The organism is Mesorhizobium sp. M1050 (assembly GCF_040318715.1).
GTDB lineage: Bacteria > Pseudomonadota > Alphaproteobacteria > Rhizobiales > Rhizobiaceae > Mesorhizobium.
The window spans coordinates 37749-56451 of record NZ_JAMYMV010000001.1 but is presented as its reverse complement, the minus strand read 5'-3'; the positions used below and the strand labels follow the sequence as shown (position 1 = coordinate 56451).

Here is an 18703-nt window from a genome sequence, read left to right as displayed (position 1 = left end):
TCGGTTTTCTACGCTGAGCCTCGGCATGGCTGAGTGAAGTCCGCACGGTGTGAGCTTCATGGCCCTTTGCAAATCGGCACCGGCTGCGGAGGTGGTGCCGGGTGGTCCTTGCTGTACTGAGCGATGATCGGCTCGAGGGTCTTTCTCGGCCAGAATTTAGGAGTGCCGATTTCCTTCAGGCAGGATGCGTTCCAGTAAGCGCCTGACTGCGAACGGCCCGAACCTACCGCGGCGATGTCGCGCGATTCAGGGTAGATGTAGAGCGTCGTCGGGTTGTCCTTGACCATTGGGATGATCTGCTGGGCATCCGCCGGCGACCAGCTGGTGCAGCCATTGCTGCGGCCGCTTGCATAGTCCACCAGCTTGCCGAACGGCACGTAGCCATCATGGTCGGCGTGCGAGCTTTTGGGATTTTTGCGCAGGCACATGCCGTGCAGCACCTGGGCAGCGTGGCCGCCGATCACCCGTTGCCTGGCGTTGGCGGCTTCGCCCTCGCCGTCGAACTGTATGAAGGTGCGCTGGAAAACCGCGTCCAGTTTCGCGCCGATGCGGTAGTAGCCCTTGAACGAGGTTTTCGCCTCGCTGGTCATATAGGCGCCTCCGGCGGTCAATGATGAATCCATCGCATTGCCGAAGTTCTTCGCGCAGCGTCTGCCGTTGGCGAAGTCGACGACGCCTTTCAAATTCCGGCCGCTGCCGTGGCCCGACGAAATCGCGCGAAACGACTGGCTGGCTTCGCAAATGACATAGTAGCGGTGTCCGGGCTTGCCATCGCCCAGATCGCTGGGACGCGTCGCGTCCATGGCGAAGTAGCAGGGGTTTTTGACCGCACCTTGCGCCACCTTCTTGAGGTAGAGCGCGCGCGCCCGTTCCAGCACCACTTGTGAGATCTGCCCGTCGCTGTCGCCGACATGGGCCTGTAGCCAGGCCGGAACGTCAGATGGTGCGGCAAAGGATCGGGCCGATACCGCCGCTGCGATGACCATGACAAGAAGGCTGGCGACGACACCCAGATAGACAGATCTCAACCGCACCGGATCAATTCTCCTATCGAAGCGCTTTGCGATTCCTTGCGCCGCCGAGAATCGATCATAAATGGTCCCGCATCAATCGGCGAAACACATCTTGTTTAGCGCGTTGAGGCAGTTTCAGCCTGCTCAACCGATGCCGGACCATACTGCGCGCGCAGCGCATCGGATGACTGGCGAACCACTTCGGAGATCCGCAGCAGCTGTTTGGCGATCGGGCTTGTCTTGCGCCAGATCATGCCGATGGTCCGCGACGGCTGAGGACTGGCGAAGTGGGCGATGGAAACCGACGCCGAGCGTGTCTCCACCGGCACGGCCATTTCCGGGATCAAGGTGACGCCGACGCCGGCGCCGACCATTTGCACCAAGGTCGACAGCGAGCTGCCGTCCAGCAACTCCCTTGGCCGTGCCGAATGCATATTGCAGAACGACAGCGCCTGATCGCGGAAACAATGGCCCTCCTCCAGCAAAAGCAGCCGCATCTCGCGCAGCATTTCGCGATTGGGCACCGGCTTTCCCTCGTCCTCGCCGGGCCGGACCAGCACGAAGTTCTCGGCAAACAGCACGATTTCGGTCAGCGACGCTTCCGATACCGGCAGCGCGACGATGGCCGCGTCGAGCCGACCGTCGGCCAGTTCCTGGATCAGCTTCTGCGTCTGCGTCTCGCGCACGTGGATATCGAGGCCGTCATGCATGCGGGCGAGGTTGCCGATGATGGCAGGCAGAAGGTAGGGCGCGATCGTGGGGATCACGCCGATGCGCAGCCGGCCCACGAGCCGGTCGCGCGAGGCGCGGGCCAGATCCGTCAGTTCATCCACCGAGCGCAGGATGTCGCGGACGCGCAAGGCAAACTCCTCGCCGAAATTGGTCAGCCGGACCTGTCGCGGACCTCTTTCAAAAAGCTCCGTGCCCAGCGTTTCCTCCAATTCCTTGATCTGCACCGAGATGGCGGGCTGGGAGATGGCGCAGGCATCCGCCGCACGTCCGAAGTGGTTGTGTCTGGCCAGCGCTTCGAAATAACGCAGCTGCTTCAGCGTCAGGTTTGTCATAGCGTAATCTTATCGCTGCAATCAGGAAATCCAACTTAAATTAATCACGCGACTTTGCTATAGGAACTGCGAGGAAGATCAGGAGCAGCCGGGACCATCTGGTCCAGGCGCTCGCAGCGATGGACATCCAAGATATTCGGTCGCGTATCGGGCGCAGGTCATAGCGCCTGCCATGAAACGGACCACCTCCAGGGGCATCCAGTGTCCTTGCTCACGCAGCCGTTGAAACAGCTCAACACAGCCACGATCGGAGAAAAACATGGACGCCAACACAGACGACAACAGCAAGGGCAAATGCCCGGTTGCGCATGGGTCCTCCCGCAGGAGCAACCGTGACTGGTGGCCAAACCAACTTGACCTCGGCGTTCTGCACCAGCAATCGAACCTTTCGGATCCGATGGGCGAGGAGTTCGACTATGCCGAGGAATTCAAGTCGCTCGATCTCGATGCGGTGATCAAGGATCTGCACCATGTGATGACGGATTCGCAGGATTGGTGGCCCGCCGATTTCGGCCACTACGGACCGCTGTTCATCCGCATGGCCTGGCACAGTGCCGGCACGTATCGCATCGGCGACGGCCGTGGCGGCGCCGGCGCCGGCCAGCAGCGTTTCGCGCCGCTCAACAGCTGGCCGGACAATGCCAATCTCGACAAGGCGCGTCGGCTGCTGTGGCCGGTCAAGCAGAAATATGGCCGGAAGATCTCCTGGGCCGACCTGTTGATCCTCGCTGGCAATGTCGCGCTCGAATCGATGGGCTTCAAGACCTTCGGCTTCGCCGGTGGCCGCGCCGACGTCTGGGAGCCCGAGCAGGACGTGGATTGGGGTTCGGAAACCAAGTGGCTCGACGACGAGCGCTACTCCGGCGACCGCGAACTCCAAGGCAATCTCGGCGCCGTCCAGATGGGCCTGATCTACGTCAATCCGGAAGGGCCGAACGGCAAACCTGATCCGCTGGCCTCGGCACGTGACATCCGCGAAACCTTCAGCCGTATGGCGATGAACGACGAAGAGACCGTGGCGCTGATCGCCGGCGGTCACACCTTCGGCAAGACGCACGGCGCCGGCGATGCCTCGTTGGTGGGAGCCGAACCGGAAGGCGCCGGCATCGAAGCGCAGGGCCTCGGCTGGTCGAGCAAGTACGCTACCGGCATTGCCGGGGACGCGATCACCTCGGGTCTCGAGGTGACCTGGACCACAACGCCGACCAAGTGGAGCAACAACTTCTTCGACAATCTGTTCAACTACGAATGGGAGCTGACGAAAAGCCCGGCGGGCGCTCACCAGTGGACGCCGAAGGGCGGCGCTGGTGCCGGCACCGTGCCGGATGCGCATGATCCGTCAAAGCGCCGCGCGCCTTCCATGCTGACCACCGATCTCGCGCTGAGGGTGGATCCTGCCTATGAAAAGATCTCGCGGCGTTTCCATGAGCATCCGGACCAGTTCGCCGACGCGTTTGCCCGCGCCTGGTACAAGCTGACCCACCGCGACATGGGCCCGGTCGTCCGCTATCTCGGCCCGCTCGTGCCGAAGGAAGTGCTGATCTGGCAGGATCCGATCCCGGCGGTCGACCACGAATTGGTCAGCGAGCAGGATATCGCATCCCTGAAGTCGAAGATCCTGGCATCGGGCCTGTCGGTCTCCGAGTTGGTCTCGACCGCTTGGGCGTCGGCCTCGACGTTCCGCAATTCCGACAAGCGCGGCGGCGCCAACGGTGCCCGCATCCGCCTCGCGCCGCAGAAGGACTGGGAGGTCAACCAGCCGGCCGAACTGTCGAAGGTGCTTGCCAGGCTTGAAGGCATCCAGAGCGAGTTCAACGCGGCACAGACCGGCGGCAAGAAGGTCTCGCTTGCCGACCTCATCGTGCTCGGCGGCGTCGCCGCGGTCGAAAAAGCCGCGAAGGATGGGGGCCATGAGGTGAAGGTGCCATTCACGCCGGGCCGCATGGACGCCTCTCAGGAACAGACGGATGTTCATTCCTTTGCGCCGCTCGAGCCGAAAATCGATGGCTTCCGCAACTATGCCAGAGGCAAGCAGCCGATGTCGACCGAAGCCATGCTGGTCGATCGGGCGCAATTGCTGTCGCTGACGGCGCCGGAGATGACGGTGCTGGTCGGTGGCTTGCGGGTGCTTGGCGCCAACACGGCCAAGTCGAAGCATGGCGTGTTCACCGACCGGCCGGGGACGCTGACCAATGACTTCTTCGTCAACCTGCTCAGCATGAACACGGTCTGGGATCCGGCCGCCGGCTCCGACGAAGTCTACGAAGCGCGCGACCGTAAGACCAAGGCGGTCAAGTGGACCGGCACGCGCGCAGACCTGATCTTCGGTTCGCACGCACAATTGCGTGCACTTGCCGAGGTCTATGGCTCCGCGGACGCCGGGCAGAAATTCGCCAGGGATTTCGTGGCGGCATGGACCAAGGTGATGAACGCCGACCGCTTCGACATCGCCTGACATTGCCAGCGGCGATCCGGCCTTGCCGGAGCGCCAATCGACCAGGATCAGGGCCGCGTTTCCAGCGATGGGAATGCGGCCCTGTCGCAAGAGGCTGCCCCTTGGTGGATCGTGCCTTGCCGGGCAATGCTGCTATCTTGTCTGCATAGCGTCTCCGCTGGTGCACCATGGTCGAAATCGTCAAACCCGCGCTTGAACATTTGCCGTCCTACAAGGCGGCGCTCGAGCGCGGCTGGTCGCCGGACAATGTGCGGCTGATGGAAGCGACGCGCGAGCAGCTTGCGGCAATCGAAAAAGATCCGGTGGCCTTTCTCGCCGACCTTGACGATCCACAGGCCAAAGGCGGTCCGATCACCTTGCCCGACGGCAAGCAAGTGCCGCGCCTGCCGGGCTTCCGCCGCTGGATCTGGGACGGCGAGGCATCGGGCTCGATCGGCTTCCGCTGGCAGCAGGGCACGGCAGAACTGCCGCCACATGTGCTTGGCCATATCGGCTATGCGGTGGTGCCGTGGAAGCGGCGGCGCGGTTACGCCACCGACGCGCTGCGGCTGATGCTGGACGAGGCGAGGGCGGTCGGCCTGCCCTATGTCGAGATCACCGCCAAACCAGGCAATCCAGCATCGCACAAGGTGATCCTTGCCAATGGCGGCAAGCTCGTCGAACGCTTCTTCCAGGACGCCGCCTATGGCGGGGCGGAGAGTTTGCGGTTTCGGATCGAGTTGTAGGGGAATGGCGCAATCTTATCCGGGGCAGGCTGGGAGAAATCCCCTTATATCCGCTGGCGCAGGCCCCTCTCCGACCGCTTCGCGGCCACCTCTCCCCACTTTCGTGGGGCGAGGAATCCAAGCCTTGCAGCGGCGGTGCGAGGTCTGCTTTCTGTCCTCACAGCTCCTGGATCGCTACCAACCTCTCACCCATGCTCGTCAGCACACAGCGCGTGGTCGGACAGCGCGCGGATGACGTAGCAGTCGCCGACCGTCTTGCCATTGCAGCAGGTGGCGATGCGTTCGAGTTCGGCCTCCAGCCGCTTCAGCCGGGCAATCTTCTCCCGCACCGAGATCAGTTGTTCCTCGGCGATCCTGTCGGCGTGGCCGCAGGGCTGCTCGGGGTGGCCGCTCAATTCGATCAACGAGCGGATGTCTTCCACGGCGAAGCCGAGGTCGCGGGCGTGGCGGATGAAGGCCAGCCGCTCCAGCTCCTGCCTGGAATAGCGGCGCTGGTTGCCTTCCGAGCGCTCGGGTGCGGCTACCAGGCCCATCTGCTCGTAGTAGCGGATGGTCGGCACCTTCACCCCGGTGCGGCGGGAGAGATCGCCGATCGAAAACATGAATTTTGCCTCTTGAAGCTCTAGTGACTAGAGCAATTACAGTGCCTCACATCAGCATTCAAGACCAATGCGGCGACGCCGCGTGGGCAAGACAGATAGGTGATGCGATGACGATGCCCCTCAAGCAGACGCGGTTCACTATCGGCGGCATGGATTGCGCCTCCTGCGCGGCCAAGATCGACACGGCGGTTCGCCGTCTCGACGGCGTCGCTGATGTCTCGGTTTCAGTGACCGGCGCCAGCATGACGGTCAGTCACGGTGGCGCACTGCCGGAAGACAAGGTGCTGCGGCAGGTTGCGCGGCTTGGGTATGGCATCAAAAAGGCCGAAGCCAGGATCGATGGGCACGCTTCAGCAGTCAAAGCGTATGACCATGCTGATCATGACCACGAAGGCCACGATCATGGCGAGCCGGCCAGCAAGCAGGCCATCGCTTCATACATGGGTGGCGAGCCGGGGCAGGCGTGGTGGCGTTCCCGCCGGGCAGTGCTGACGCTGGCTTATGCGGCAGCGCTTCTTGCTGCCTATTGCATCGGCTATCTGTTTCCGGCGGCCGAGCGCTGGGTGTTCCTGGCCGCGCTGCTGGTCGGCTTGGTGCCGGTCGCGGGGCGCGCGCTGATGGCGGGACTGGCCGGCACGCCGTTTTCGATCGAGACGCTGATGACCATCGCGGCGACAGGCGCCGTGATGATCGGCGCCACGGAAGAAGCCGCCGCCGTGGTGGTGCTGTTCCTGATGGGCGAACTTCTGGAAGGTGTCGCCGCCGGCCGTGCGCGGGCGAGCATACAGGGACTTGCCGATCTGGTGCCGAAGACAGCACGGGTCGAGCGCGCAGGCGGCACATCGGAGGTTCCCGCTGAAGACCTTGCGGTCGGCGACGTCATCGTGGTGCGGCCGGGCGACCGTATTCCCGCCGATGGCGAGATCGTCGAAGGGGCGAGCGAGATCGACGAGGCGCCGGTGACCGGGGAGAGCACGCTGAAGCGCAAGAGTGTCGCGGAAGCCGTCTTTGCCGGCACGATCAACACCGACGGCGTGCTCAAGGTACGAGTGACGGCGGCCGCGTCGGACAACACCATCGCTCGCGTCGTGCGGCTGGTGGAGGAAGCGCAGGAGGCCAAGGCGCCCACCGAGCGCTTCATCGATCGATTCTCGCGCACTTACACTCCTGCGGTGCTCGCGGTTGGCGCGCTGGGGGCGCTGCTGCCGCCGCTGCTTGCCGGCAGCGACTGGAACGAGTGGATATACAAGGGCCTGGCGATCCTGCTGATCGGCTGCCCCTGCGCGCTGGTCATCTCGACGCCGGCGGCGATCGCCGCAGGTCTTGCGACCGGCGCGCGGCGTGGCCTGTTGATGAAGGGCGGTGCCGTGCTGGAAGGGTTTCGCGGCATTACGGCGGTCGCCTTCGACAAGACCGGCACGCTGACGGCCGGCAAACCAGTCGTCACCGACATCGCGGCCTATGGGCGCGACGAACGCACCGTGCTGGCATTGGCGGCAGCACTGGAGCAGGGCTCCAGCCATCCGTTGGCGATGGCGATCCTGGAGAGGGCCAAGACCGACAAGGCGCCGGTGCCGCCGGCGCTGGCGGCGAAGGCGATTTCCGGCAAGGGCGTCGAGGGCAGCGTCGGCGCCGTCGCTGTCTTCCTGGGCTCCGGTCACGCGGCGAGCGAACGCGCCGTGATGACCAAAGCGCAGCGCCTTGCCGTCGACAGGTTCAACGGCCAAGGCAAGACGGTGTCGGTGCTTGTTGCCGATGGCGTGGTGGCGGGGTTGATCGCCATGCGCGATGAGCCGAGACCGGATGCGGCGTCGGGTATTGCGGCACTGAAGGCCGAGGGCATCCGGGCGGTGATGCTGACTGGCGACAACCGCCGCACCGCCGAAGCCATCGCCGCTTCGCTCGGCATCGAGGCGCGGGCAGAGTTGCTGCCACAGGACAAGCTGCGCATCGTCGGTGAGCTGCAGTGCGAGGGGTTGAAAGTCGCCAAGGTCGGCGACGGCATCAACGACGCGCCGGCGCTCGCCGCCGCCGATATCGGCATCGCCATGGGTGGCGGCACCGATGTGGCGCTGGAAACCGCCGACGCTGCGATCCTGCATGGCCGGGTCATGGACGTCGTGCGCATGGTAAAACTGTCGCGGGCGGTGATGGCCAATATCGGCCAGAACATCGGGGTGGCACTCGGGCTGAAGGCGGTGTTCCTGGTCACCACCATCGCCGGCATCACCGGACTGTGGCCGGCGATCCTGGCCGATACCGGCGCCACCGTGCTGGTCACCGCCAAAGCCATGCGCCTGCTGCGCTGGCGCGGGTGAGTCGACAGTCTTACCGGAGGATCGCGGTCACGCCGGTGTTGAGCAGCGTGCATTGGCCGACGCGCACGTCGGGCATCAGTGATCGCATTGTGCGATCCGATCACTAAGAGTGCACCACCAGCGGCACGAGGCCCTCGTGCCGCTCATCGAGATAGCAGACCATGTGGTCGCCGATGCGCTGAAACGTAAGGTCGACCTTCGCCTTACCGACCGCTAAGTGCCGGATCACGATGTTGTCGATGCCGATCGGCAACCGGGGCTGCTGGACATTGATCTCGTGTTTCCAACCGTCGACTCGAATCCCCAGGCAGGCCTGCAGCAACATAAAGGCGGATCCGGCCGACCATGCCTGTGGCAGACAGGCTACGGGATAGGCGATCGGCGCGTCGCCGATCGCGCGCGTAAAGCCGCAGAATAGTTCCGGCAGCCGCATGTTGAAGCGGACCGCTGCCTCAAACATACTGCTCATCAGCTTTACAACGCTTGTCCGCTCCTGGTAGCGGGCGAGCCCAGCGGCGCAGATCGCCGTGTCATGCGGCCAGATCGAACCGTTGTGATAGGACATCGGGTTGAATGGAAGCTCGTCGTCGGCCAGGGTGCGAACGCCCCAACCGCTGTGGAGGTGAGCTGACAGCAGCTGCGCGGCAATCGACTGCGCCCGTTCCGCTGACGGCAGCCCGACATAAAGCAGGTGACCCGCGTTGGAGGCACGCACGGCGCATTGCTTGCCTTCTCCGTCTATTGCCAAGGCGTAGAAGTTGCTCTCCGGCATCCAAAACCGCGTCTCCACCGCGCTGCGGATCCTTTCTGCCATGGCGCTCCAGCGTGCGGCCTTGGCGTCGTCGCCGCGCTTTGCCGCCAGTGCAGCCATGCCTTGGTAGGCCGCAAAGACATAGCCTTGCACCTCTACCAATGCGATTGGTCCCTTGGGTATCGTGCCATCGGCATGGAAGATCGCGTCGGCGCTGTCCTTCCAGCCTTGGTTGAAAAGCCCCGTATCCGCCCCCCTGTTGTAGGTCACGAAGCCCTCTCCGTTGCGAGCTCCGACCTCCTCCATCCACGCGATCGCCGCACACAGGGAATCCCACATGCGATCGACGAATTCGTGATCGCCGGTGCGATCGGCATAGGAGCAAGCCAGGTAGACATAGAGCGGAGTGGTGTCGACTCCACCATAGTAGCGGCCGAACGGCAGTTCGCGCAGTACAGCCATTTCCCCCTTGCGCGTTTCATGCATGATCTTGCCGGGCTCGGCATCGTCAAATATCGACGTTTCTGTCGACTGATAACGGGCAAGGAACGCCAGGACGCCGCGAGCGAGCTCAGGGTTCAGCCACAACATCTGCAAGGCGGAAATGACGCCGTCGCGGCCAAAGGCGGTAGAGAACCAGGGAATCCCCGCGTACGGATATGGCCCAGTTTCCAGATCAGTGGTCAGCAAGGCGATGTCGGCGCGCGTGCGCGTGAGCCAGTCATTAAACACGCGGCCGGAACTGAACACCGTGGCGCCCTGTCTACGCTTTGAGCGCATGGCAAACCGCGCCCGTGCCGCGGCCGCTCGGAAACGATCACTGGATGGGGCTTCTTCGCTGTGACCGACCTCCAGATACAGCTCTCTTCTGTCGCGCATTGCCACCAGAATGCGAAACTCGGCGTGATTGGGATGCACCTGATCGGGCCCCATCGAAAACGCGATGACAGATTGGCGCGATACATTGTCGAGGCCTTCGTATCGGAACGTGACGCTCGTCTCGCCGACCAACGCATCATGCGCACGACCACGGCGGCTTCGGGTAGTGCCTCGCACCTCGAACATGTCACGGAAATCGGCGTCAAAGTCGAAACGGACCGGCAGCAGCACCTCGCGCCTGGCGTAGTTCGAGAACGTGATCCGCTCGAACATCCGGTCCTGCCAGATGAACCGGGTCCGATTGATGTGGACGACGCCTGGCAGCGTTTCGCTGCCGTTTGGCCCGATGGTGGCCAGATTGGTGAGATTGGCGTTGAATAGAATGTTGTCCTGCGACAGCGAGGCGCCGAGCAGCGAGGGCATACGGCCGCCAATGAACAGACGGAAGCGCGACAGCACACGCGTATCGTCGCGGAAAAGCCCGTCGCCAGTGCCGCGTATGTCACCATAGCTGTCGGTGACGATGAAGCAGTCCTCATGCTTCAGAGCAAATTGCCTGTGCGGCTCGCGCGGTGCCGATTCGTCCAGTGCCGGGAGAGCCACAGCTGGATCAAGCTTTCGGTCTTCGACTTCAATGGTCATGTCAGCCCTCCTGTTCAGAAGAGGCTTGGGCGGCAGAGGCGCGCACATGCTCCCACTCGCTTGCGCCGAACCTCCCTCATCAATAATATTCGCATCAGTCCCGTACTCGGGCGTGCGGTCGCGGATAGCGTGGTTCGAATTCTTGGCGAATGATTGGCAACTTTCGCTCTTTCGGCTCGATCAAACGCGGTTCGAACCATCGGTTCTAGGCGGCCGGTTCGGCCACGACCATCGCAGCCGCATCCGCAGCGCAGCCATTTTGGGGGCCAGGTGCAAGTCGCCTGGTGCCCGCGAGCAAGCGGTAGACCGCCATGTAGTCGCGGCACATGCGTCCAACCGTGAACCGCTTTTCGAAAATTTCCCGCACCCGTGCACGATCGAGATCGCCTACCCGCCGGACGGCCTCGACAGCTTCGCCAACACCTTCCACGATCAGTCCGGACACTCCATCGTCGATGACCTCTGGAATGGCGCCGCGGTTGAAGGCTATCACCGGGGTGCCGCAGGCCATCGCCTCGATGGTTACAAGGCCGAACGGTTCGGGCAAGTCGATCGGAAACAGCAGCGCTGTCGCTCCGCCCAAAAAATCTGCCTTCTGCCGTTCATCGATCTCGCCAACGAACTCGACGTTCGAATGTCGAAGCACCTTGGGTTCGACCTTCTCAGTCCAAAATGATTGGTCCACCGCGTCGATTTTGGCGGCGATCTTCAGCGGCATCCCGGCGCGCGCTGCGATTTCTATCGCGGCTTCCGGCCCCTTTTCCGGTGAGATTCGGCCAAGGAACGCCAGATAACCCAAGGCATTCGGCCGGAAGGGGAGAATGTCGGGCGGCAGGCCGTGATAAACTGTTCCGAGCCAGTCGACCGGTGGCATGGGCCGGCGCTGGTCATTGGAAATCGAGACCAGTGGAAGGTCGTCGAACATCGCGTAAAGTTGCGCCAGGTCCGGAAGGTCGAGCCGGCCATGTAGGGTGGTAACGGTTCGCCGCGCGAACTCACGGATCATTGGAAAGTGGAGAACATCGACGTGAAAATGCAGCACATCGAATTCATTCGCCCGTCTGCGAACCTGTTCAAGCATCATGACGTGATACGGAACATGGTTCTGGGCGCTAGGGTTCAGGCGTAGTGCAGCATTGCAACACGCGACCAGTTCGGCCGAGGTGCTTGAATCGCCGCTGGCGAACAACGTCACTTCGTGGCCCTGTCGAACCAGCTCTTCCGTCAAATAGGAAACGATGCGCTCAATCCCTCCATAAAGCCTCGGCGGTACCGACTCGATCAGAGGTGCGATCTGGGCTATCTTCATCTGCGGAATACCTGAAAGCGGAAGTCAGCCTTCAAACCAACCGGCGATGGCACGACCCTCCTTCACCTATTCACATCACCGCCAACTTTCGGATTGCTGATTTGTTCCGGGGAACAATCGCTGCGTTGCGACGCCGCCCCGAACAACGACAAGGGACGCCCATCTCGGCGCGAGCCGCCGTAGAAAGGGCGGATGCGGCGATCCTGCATGGCCGGGGCATGGACCTCGTGCGCATAGCAAAACTGTCGCGTGCGATGATGGCCGATATCGGACAGAACATCACCCTGACGCTGGGGCTGAAGGCGGTGTTCCTGGTCACCACCATCGCCGGCGGCCTGTGGGCGGCGATCCTGGCGCGGATCAGTGCTTTGTTCGAGCTCTACTCCGCTGGGGCCGTCAGCGGCGGCGTGGCTTTGCTGCGTCCTTCCCAGACATAAGAGGCGAGCGCCACCGCGACCGCGACCAGCATGGCGACGGCGCCGAGCAGCGGCAGGCTGCGATAGCCGTAGCCGGCATTGAGCGTGGCGGCGCCCAGCGACGCGGCAATCGCTATGCCGACATTGAAGCCGGACGGAATGAGCGACGAAGCGAGGTTCGAGGCGTCCGCCGTCCAGGCCAGGATGCGGGTCTGGATCGGTGTGCCGATGGCGAAGTTGAGGCCGCCCCAGACGACGATCGCGACGACCATCGGCAAGGGATAGGGGCTGACGACATAGATGACGGCCAGCGTCGCCGCCTGCAGGGCCAGCATCGAGATCAGCGACGGCATCAGCTTCCAGTCGGAGAGCTTGCCGCCGAGGAAGACGCCTAGCGTGGCGCCGACGCCATTGAGCAGCAGCACCCACGGCACCCAGCCCTCGTCGAGCCCGGTGACCTCCAGCAGTGTCGGGGTGATGTAGGTGAACAGGCCGAACTGGCCGATCATCAGCATCAACATCAGGATCAGCGAGGTCCAGACCTGCTGGCGGGCCAGCACGCGAACCTCGCGGGCAAAGCCGGCGGGCCTCGTCGACGATCCGGTGGCGCGCGGCAGCAGCGCTGCCATGGCAAGCGTTGCCGCCACGCCCAGCGCGCACATTACCCAGAAGGTGGCGCGCCAGCCCCAGATGTTGCCTATCGCGGTGCCGGCGGGCACGCCGATGACGTTGGAGACGGTAAGGCCGGACAGGATGACGGCGACCGCCATGCCGCGTTGATCCTCGCGCACAAGACCGACGGCGACGACCATGGCGACGCCGAAATAGGCGCCGTGAGCGACCGCGACGGCAATGCGCAACAGCAGCATCGAGGTGAAGTCGGGCGCCAACGCGCAGGCGGCCTGGCCGATGGTGAAGGCGACGGCGAGGCCAAGCAGCAAGTTCTTGCGCGACAGCGACTTGGTGGCGAGCGCCAGCAGCGGGCCGCCGACGGCGATGTCGCAGGCATAGCCGGAGACGAGATAACCGGCGGAGGGAACCGAAACGCCGAGCCCTTGCGCCACTTGCGGCAGCACTCCGGCAATCACGAATTCAGTGGTGCCGAAGGCAAAGGCGGCGATGAACAGGGCGATGAGCGGAAGCGACATGGCCGGAATTGGATCCTCGATTGCAGGCGTCAAACCACGGACGGGCGTCGCGGACAATTCAGAAATTGTTGGCGCCGGTTTAGGTTTTCTTGATCGAGACCCAACGCAACCTGCTGGCGTGACAGCCGGTGAGGGCGCGCCGGGTCGGTCGCGCGAACGCCGCTATGCTACGGTCTAGCGCCCGTAGGGAATTCTCAGCCAGGCGCGTTCATGGGCATAGTAGAGCAAGGATTTGGTGGCGACCTCGGTCAGGCCGATTGTCGCGGCGAGCTTGACGCTTCCCGTCACGACCAGCGAAATGATCATCGTGTCGATGGTGCCGGTCACGCGCCAGGAGAGCGCCTTGGCAAAACTGCGCGAGTGGGTATCCATCGATTTCCTCCGAAAGGCTGGGCTAATGAACCCTTATCCCGACTGGAGGAAACAGAGCAAAGGTATTTTGCCGCAGAAGGGCGTACGGCACCTGATGGTGTCGTGGATCAGCTCGCCTTCAGCCGCGACCCGGTGAGCAGGCCGCGCTCTTCGAGCACCGGATAGGCCATCGAGGCCAGCAGCGAGTTGATCTGCTTCAGGTCGCGGATGGTGTCGAGATGGATCGAACTGGTCTCGACGCTTTTGGCGGTGCCGTCGCGCAGTCGTACGAAATGACTGGCGCTGGTTTCCTTCTCGCGATCGCGCAGCCGGTCCTTTTCCAGCACCAGCTGGCGGGCTGTCTCGGGGTCGCGCGAAACCAGGACGTTGAAGGCTAGCCGTGCATTGGCGAGCACCGAGCTGTGGAAGGCGAACAACTCGCTCCAGCCTTCGTCGGTGAATTCCAGTCCGCGCTCGAACTTCTTCTTCACATGCACCAGCATGTTGCGCACGATGATATCGCCGACCTGCTCCAGCTTGACGCAGGCGCCGATCAGCTCCTGGCAGCGCAACGCCTCGTCCTCGGTCAGCGAATTCCTGGTAAGCTTGGCCAGATAGAGCTTGATCGCGGCGTGCTTTCTGTCGACGCGGTCGTCGAGTGCAGCCAGCGCCTTGATCTTGTCGGCGTCGGTACTTTCATAAAGTTCGATGATGCGCTTCAACATGATCTCGACTGTCTCGCAGACCCGCACCACTTCGCGCGTGGCATTGGCTAGCGCCTGGCTTGGCACGTCGAGAGCGCTCTCGTTAAGCGCGGATAGCTCGACGACATCGAGCGAGGCGGCCGGCACTGGCTTGATGCCAAGCGCGACAATCTTTTCGGAAGCGCGATAGACGAAGCCGGCCAGCGGCAGCCCGGCGAGCAGGATCAGCACATTGAACAGGATGTGGGCGTTGACGATCTGGTCCGCGGCCGTCGAACCAAGAAAGGCGAAGTGCGGCCTGAAGATCATGACCAGGATCAGCATGACCAGAGAGCCAAGCCCGCGCATCAGGAGATTGCCGACCGGCACGACGCGCACTTCGGGGCTCGACGAGCGGGTCAGCATCGGCGCGATGATCGAGGAGCCGAGATTGACGCCGAGGATGAGGACGACGCCGAGTTCCGGCGTGATCAGGCCGCGGCCGGCGAGCGTCGCCATCAACAGAACCGCCGCGATGCTCGACTGGAACAGCCAGGTGATCAGCGCCGCCAGCAGATAGGCGGTTATGGAATCAGTCGAGAAATAGTTGATGATGACCGGCAGGAGTTGGCTGTTGCGCAGCGGCTCCGATGCTTGGCCGATCATTTCCAGCGACAGGATCAGAAGGCCGATGCCGACCAGGATGCGGCCGGACTGGCGCCAATCGCGGCGCTCGGTAGCCATGAACATCACCGTGCCCGTGATCAGGCAGAGCGGTACCAGCAGGGTGAGATCGAAGGTCAGCAGCTTGACCACCAGCGCCGAGCCGATCTCGGCGCCGCGCACGGCAAGCTGGCCCGCGGCGCCCGAGACGATGCCGGAGCCGGCGAAGGAGCCGACCAGAAGCGTGACGGCGGTGGAGCTCTGCAACGCGATGGCGAGGCCGGTGCCGGCCAGCACCGCCATGACCGGATTGCGCATGGTGGCGCGCAGACGATGGCGCAGCACGTCGCCATAGGCGCGCTCGACGCCGGTCTTGACCATGCGGGTGGCAAACAGCATCAGCGCCACGGCGCCGGCCAGATGCAGAAGAACGACGGAGCCGCTCATCTTGCCGCACGCATGCGAATAGGGCGTCCGACGCGGCCAGCGTGGCGGGCGGGATGAAAAGCGGGGTTACGAATCATGTTCATGGCAGTCGCCGATAATACTCGAATATTTTAGCCGGATAATAAAATATTGTCGATTTTAATGGCCGTTGCCGCGCGACAGGCCGCGACAGGCGGTGTCGGAAAATGGATTGAGGCGCAAATGGTTGCATTGCCAAGCCGCTGTGGGGCGGCGGATCGGCCAAGTTTGCCGCGCGTTTGGGCTCTTAATTTTGCGATGACGTCCAACTCTCTCGGATAAATAGATGAATTCATTACACAATTGTAATGCAGGCGTTCAGTTTCGGTTCATCGATGTCCCGCCATTCCTCTGATGTCGAAAACCAAGGAGACTTCTCATGAAACGCATTATCCTTTCGGCCCTCGCTTTCTCGATGCTGGCCGCCACGTCATTCACCGGCCAGGCCGCGTCGCTGAATGCGCCGGTCGCGCCGCAGTCGAACTACAGCCAGGTCGACTGGCAGAAGCCCGGCAAGCATGTCGACGTGCGTAAGCGCGTCGTGGTGAAGAAGAAGGTCGTCGTGAAGCGCAGCCATTGGCGCAATGGCCAGAAATATTCCAGCTGGAAGCGTCACCAACCGATCCGCGATTATCGCCGGTACGGCCTGCATCGTCCCGGTCGCGGTCAGGAATGGATCCGCGTCGGCAACGACTACGTGCTGGTCGGCATCCTCTCCGGCGTCGTCTTCGGCGCGCTTGACGCGCAGTAACCGGCAGCTTACCGGGCAGCGAAAGGGGGCGGCCAGCAACGGCCGCCTTTCTTTTTGCCCTGTGGAAACCGGGTACGGCCCGCATTAGGGGTCGTCGGATTTCGCGGGCATGATTATATGGTGGGGAAACGAGTTCCCCGATGCGCTTTCCACCCGCTTTCCTCGACGAGATACGCGACCGCGTGCCGATTTCCCAGCTTATCGGCCAGCGGGTCGCGTGGGACAGGAAGAAGACCAACGCGCCGCGCGGCGACTATTGGGCCTGCTGCCCGTTCCATGGCGAGAAAAGCCCGTCCTTCCACTGCGAGGACAAGAAGGGCCGCTACCATTGTTTCGGCTGCTCGGTGTCGGGCGATCATTTCAAGTTCCTCACCGAACTCGACGGGATGAGCTTTCCCGAAGCGGTCGAAAAGATCGCCGACATGGCCGGTGTGCCGATGCCGGTTCGCGATGCGCAGGAGGAGCGGCGCGAAAAGGAGCGCGCCAGCCTGACCGATGTCATGGAGATGGCGACCACCTTCTTCCAGGAGCGGCTGCAGGGGCCGGAAGGCGCAAAAGCCCGTGCCTATCTGCGCGATCGCGGCCTGACACCGGCGACACAGCAATCGTTCCGGCTCGGTTTCGCACCCGACAGCCGCAATGCGCTGAAGGAGCATCTCGCCGCCAAGGGCATTCCCAAGGCCGATATCGAGGCCTGCGGATTGGTGCGCCACGGCGACGACATCCCGGTTTCCTATGACTGGTTCCGCGACCGCATCATGTTCCCGATCCCGGATTCGCGCGGCAAGATCATCGCTTTCGGCGGGCGCGCGCTGCAGCCGGATGCGCTGGCCAAATACATGAACTCGCCCGATACCGAGCTCTTCCACAAGGGCAACGTGCTCTATAATTTCGCCCGCGCCCGCAAGGCGCTCGCCAAGGGCGGCACGGTGATCGCAGTCGAAGGCTATATGGACGTGATCGCACTGGCGCAGGCCGGCTTCGAGAATGTCGTGGCGCCGCTCGGCACCGCGCTCACCGAAAATCAGCTTGAGCTGCTTTGGCGCATGGCGCCGGAGCCGATGCTGTGTTTCGACGGCGACAAGGCCGGGCTCAAGGCAGCTTGGCGAGCCGCCGACATGGCGCTGCCGTCGGTGCAGGCCGGGCGCTCGGCGCGCTTCGCGCTGCTGCCGGAAGGCAAGGATCCCGACGATTTGGTCAGGGCCGACGGACCGGATGCGTTCCGCATAGTGCTGGCCGAGGCGCGACCGCTGGTCGATCTGTTGTGGATGCGTGAGACGGCGGGCGGCGTCTTCGACACGCCGGAGCGGCGGGCCGAACTCGAGAAGACGCTGCGCGAGCTGACCAGCCGCATCCGCGACGAAAGTCTGCGCTACCATTATCAGCAGGAGATGCGCGAACGCGTGCTGAGCTTTTTCGGCTCCCAGCGCAGCACTAGGCAAGGGCGCCAGGATGGACGACCGGGCCAGGGCAAGGCCGCCGCGCCCGGCGGTCAGTTCGCCAAGAGCGGTGGCGGCCGCATCGCCATCACCGAAAGCCTTGGCCAGTCGGCACTGGTCAAGCGCGGCAGCGAGGGGATGTCGGTGCGCGAGGCGACGATCATCGTCGCATTGGTCAACCATCCGGCGCTGATCGACGAGAATTTCGCCCATATCGAGTTTCTCGATCTTGGCAACTCGGACCTGAGGCGGCTGCATGGCGCGATCCTCGATGCAATGGCGCATGACATGGCGAATGACCGTCAGGCCGTTATAGCGACGATCGAACGCGCCGGCTGCGCCGAGATCTGGGAGCGTGCCGTCGGCCTGATCCGGCGAATGCGGCAATGGCCGGCATTGGAGACCGCCGCCCTTGACGATGCCCGCGACGCTTTCAGCCAGGCACTGCACTTGCAGCGTAGCGCGCGCACCTTACATAAGGAGCTGAAACAGGCGGAAGCGGCGCTCGCTACTGATCCCACAGACGAAAATTACCGGCACCTGATCGAAATTCAGGCGCAATTTCAGGATGTACAGGCAACGGAAGCGCTGATCGAAGGATTCGGTGTGTCCTCGGGCAGGGCCGGGCGGGCTTAAGGCATGATCCCGAAAAGCGGGAACCGGTTTTCGGAGAAGATCATGCTTCCACCAAGAATGACAAGGCCTTTCCGATCCAAGGAGCGGAACGGGCCTCGCAAGAGAATGACAGTGAGGCGTTGCGCGTCCAAATGGTGCGCGGCGGGCTAAGTCGGGTAATTGATTCGCTTTTTTAAGGCGAATCATGCGAGAGGCGCTTGACCTTCTGGCAGAATGACGGAATCAGGACGATTCGAAACGTTAACCCGAACCCGCGTCGACGGGAAATAAGCGATGTGGGGGTACTGGTCACTGGACAGGCAGCCTGCCTGCCACAGATACCAGGGTTAATCTGGACTTAATGCGTGTCGCCCAAAAGGAAACCGGTTTTGGGGACAACGACATGCACCAAAC

Annotated in this window: 13 protein-coding genes and 1 pseudogene; 6 read left to right on the top strand and 8 right to left on the bottom strand. The window is 63.0% G+C overall.

The genetic code is table 11. From position 1 onward, the window contains the following. Positions 1-56 precede the first annotated feature (56 nt). Entirely contained in the window at positions 57-1034 is a 978-nt protein-coding gene (locus tag NKH57_RS00280; RefSeq protein WP_352940792.1) for a hypothetical protein, read from the bottom strand. A 95-nt stretch (positions 1035-1129) separates the two neighbouring features. After that, the gene (locus NKH57_RS00275; RefSeq protein WP_352940790.1) at positions 1130-2077 is read right to left on the bottom strand and encodes a hydrogen peroxide-inducible genes activator; all 948 of its coding nucleotides are present in this window, start codon (positions 2075-2077) and stop codon (positions 1130-1132) included. 259 nt (positions 2078-2336) lie between these two features. Between NKH57_RS00275 and katG the strand changes: the two genes are divergently transcribed. Further along, a complete protein-coding gene (gene katG, locus NKH57_RS00270; RefSeq protein WP_352940788.1) occupies positions 2337-4532 on the top strand; it encodes a catalase/peroxidase HPI in 2196 nt (731 codons plus the stop codon). Positions 4533-4699: 167 nt separating this feature from the next. Further along, positions 4700-5257: a GNAT family N-acetyltransferase gene (locus NKH57_RS00265; RefSeq protein ID WP_352940786.1), complete on the top strand. Its 558-nt coding sequence runs from the start codon at positions 4700-4702 to the stop codon at positions 5255-5257. 185 nt (positions 5258-5442) lie between these two features. Here NKH57_RS00265 and NKH57_RS00260 read toward each other — a convergent pair whose 3' ends face one another. Continuing rightward, entirely contained in the window at positions 5443-5859 is a 417-nt protein-coding gene (locus tag NKH57_RS00260; RefSeq protein WP_352940784.1) for a MerR family transcriptional regulator, read from the bottom strand. Between the two features lie 107 nt (positions 5860-5966). Between NKH57_RS00260 and NKH57_RS00255 the strand changes: the two genes are divergently transcribed. Further along, a complete protein-coding gene (locus tag NKH57_RS00255) occupies positions 5967-8177 on the top strand; it encodes a heavy metal translocating P-type ATPase (RefSeq protein WP_352940782.1) in 2211 nt (736 codons plus the stop codon). 103 nt (positions 8178-8280) lie between these two features. Here NKH57_RS00255 and NKH57_RS00250 read toward each other — a convergent pair whose 3' ends face one another. After that, the gene (locus NKH57_RS00250; RefSeq protein WP_352940780.1) at positions 8281-10449 is read right to left on the bottom strand and encodes an amylo-alpha-1,6-glucosidase; all 2169 of its coding nucleotides are present in this window, start codon (positions 10447-10449) and stop codon (positions 8281-8283) included. Between the two features lie 205 nt (positions 10450-10654). After that, positions 10655-11758 carry a glycosyltransferase family 4 protein gene (locus tag NKH57_RS00245; protein WP_352940778.1) on the bottom strand — a complete coding sequence of 368 codons (1104 nt, stop codon included), beginning with the start codon at positions 11756-11758 and terminating at the stop codon, positions 10655-10657. Positions 11759-11934: 176 nt separating this feature from the next. Here NKH57_RS00245 and NKH57_RS00240 point away from each other — a divergent pair. Further along, positions 11935-12195 (top strand): annotated as a pseudogene (locus NKH57_RS00240) (hypothetical protein); the annotation flags it as partial. Here the strand turns inward: NKH57_RS00240 and NKH57_RS00235 are convergent. The 3 genes from NKH57_RS00235 to NKH57_RS00225 all read right to left on the bottom strand — a co-directional run bounded on the left by NKH57_RS00235 (position 12138) and on the right by NKH57_RS00225 (position 15466). Then, positions 12138-13322 carry an MFS transporter gene (locus tag NKH57_RS00235; RefSeq protein WP_352940776.1) on the bottom strand — a complete coding sequence of 395 codons (1185 nt, stop codon included), beginning with the start codon at positions 13320-13322 and terminating at the stop codon, positions 12138-12140. The pseudogene NKH57_RS00240 and the gene NKH57_RS00235 overlap by 58 nt on opposite strands. 174 nt (positions 13323-13496) lie before the next feature. Continuing rightward, complete coding sequence (locus NKH57_RS00230; protein WP_023761838.1) at positions 13497-13694, bottom strand: DUF2061 domain-containing protein; 198 nt, start codon at positions 13692-13694, stop codon at positions 13497-13499. 107 nt (positions 13695-13801) lie between these two features. Beyond that, the gene (locus NKH57_RS00225; RefSeq protein ID WP_023761837.1) at positions 13802-15466 is read right to left on the bottom strand and encodes a Na/Pi cotransporter family protein; all 1665 of its coding nucleotides are present in this window, start codon (positions 15464-15466) and stop codon (positions 13802-13804) included. A 397-nt stretch (positions 15467-15863) separates the two neighbouring features. Between NKH57_RS00225 and NKH57_RS00220 the strand changes: the two genes are divergently transcribed. Further along, complete coding sequence (locus NKH57_RS00220) at positions 15864-16235, top strand: RcnB family protein (protein ID WP_352940774.1); 372 nt, start codon at positions 15864-15866, stop codon at positions 16233-16235. A 140-nt stretch (positions 16236-16375) separates the two neighbouring features. After that, entirely contained in the window at positions 16376-18310 is a 1935-nt protein-coding gene (gene dnaG, locus NKH57_RS00215) for a DNA primase (RefSeq protein ID WP_352731860.1), read from the top strand. The last annotated feature ends 393 nt before the right edge of the window (positions 18311-18703 follow it).

Bases quoted from the DNA above. Each gene is read 5' to 3' on its own strand.
- NKH57_RS00275 (WP_352940790.1), bottom strand. From the start codon at position 2,077: ATGACAAACCTGACGCTGAAGCAGCTGCGTTATTTCGAAGCGCTGGCC.
- katG (WP_352940788.1), top strand. From the start codon at position 2,337: ATGGACGCCAACACAGACGACAACAGCAAGGGCAAATGCCCGGTTGCG.
- NKH57_RS00265 (WP_352940786.1), top strand. From the start codon at position 4,700: ATGGTCGAAATCGTCAAACCCGCGCTTGAACATTTGCCGTCCTACAAG.
- NKH57_RS00260 (WP_352940784.1), bottom strand. From the start codon at position 5,859: ATGTTTTCGATCGGCGATCTCTCCCGCCGCACCGGGGTGAAGGTGCCG.
- NKH57_RS00255 (WP_352940782.1), top strand. From the start codon at position 5,967: ATGACGATGCCCCTCAAGCAGACGCGGTTCACTATCGGCGGCATGGAT.
- NKH57_RS00250 (WP_352940780.1), bottom strand. From the start codon at position 10,449: ATGACCATTGAAGTCGAAGACCGAAAGCTTGATCCAGCTGTGGCTCTC.
- NKH57_RS00245 (WP_352940778.1), bottom strand. From the start codon at position 11,758: ATGAAGATAGCCCAGATCGCACCTCTGATCGAGTCGGTACCGCCGAGG.
- NKH57_RS00235 (WP_352940776.1), bottom strand. From the start codon at position 13,322: ATGTCGCTTCCGCTCATCGCCCTGTTCATCGCCGCCTTTGCCTTCGGC.
- NKH57_RS00230 (WP_023761838.1), bottom strand. From the start codon at position 13,694: ATGGATACCCACTCGCGCAGTTTTGCCAAGGCGCTCTCCTGGCGCGTG.
- NKH57_RS00225 (WP_023761837.1), bottom strand. From the start codon at position 15,466: ATGAGCGGCTCCGTCGTTCTTCTGCATCTGGCCGGCGCCGTGGCGCTG.
- NKH57_RS00220 (WP_352940774.1), top strand. From the start codon at position 15,864: ATGAAACGCATTATCCTTTCGGCCCTCGCTTTCTCGATGCTGGCCGCC.
- dnaG (WP_352731860.1), top strand. From the start codon at position 16,376: ATGCGCTTTCCACCCGCTTTCCTCGACGAGATACGCGACCGCGTGCCG.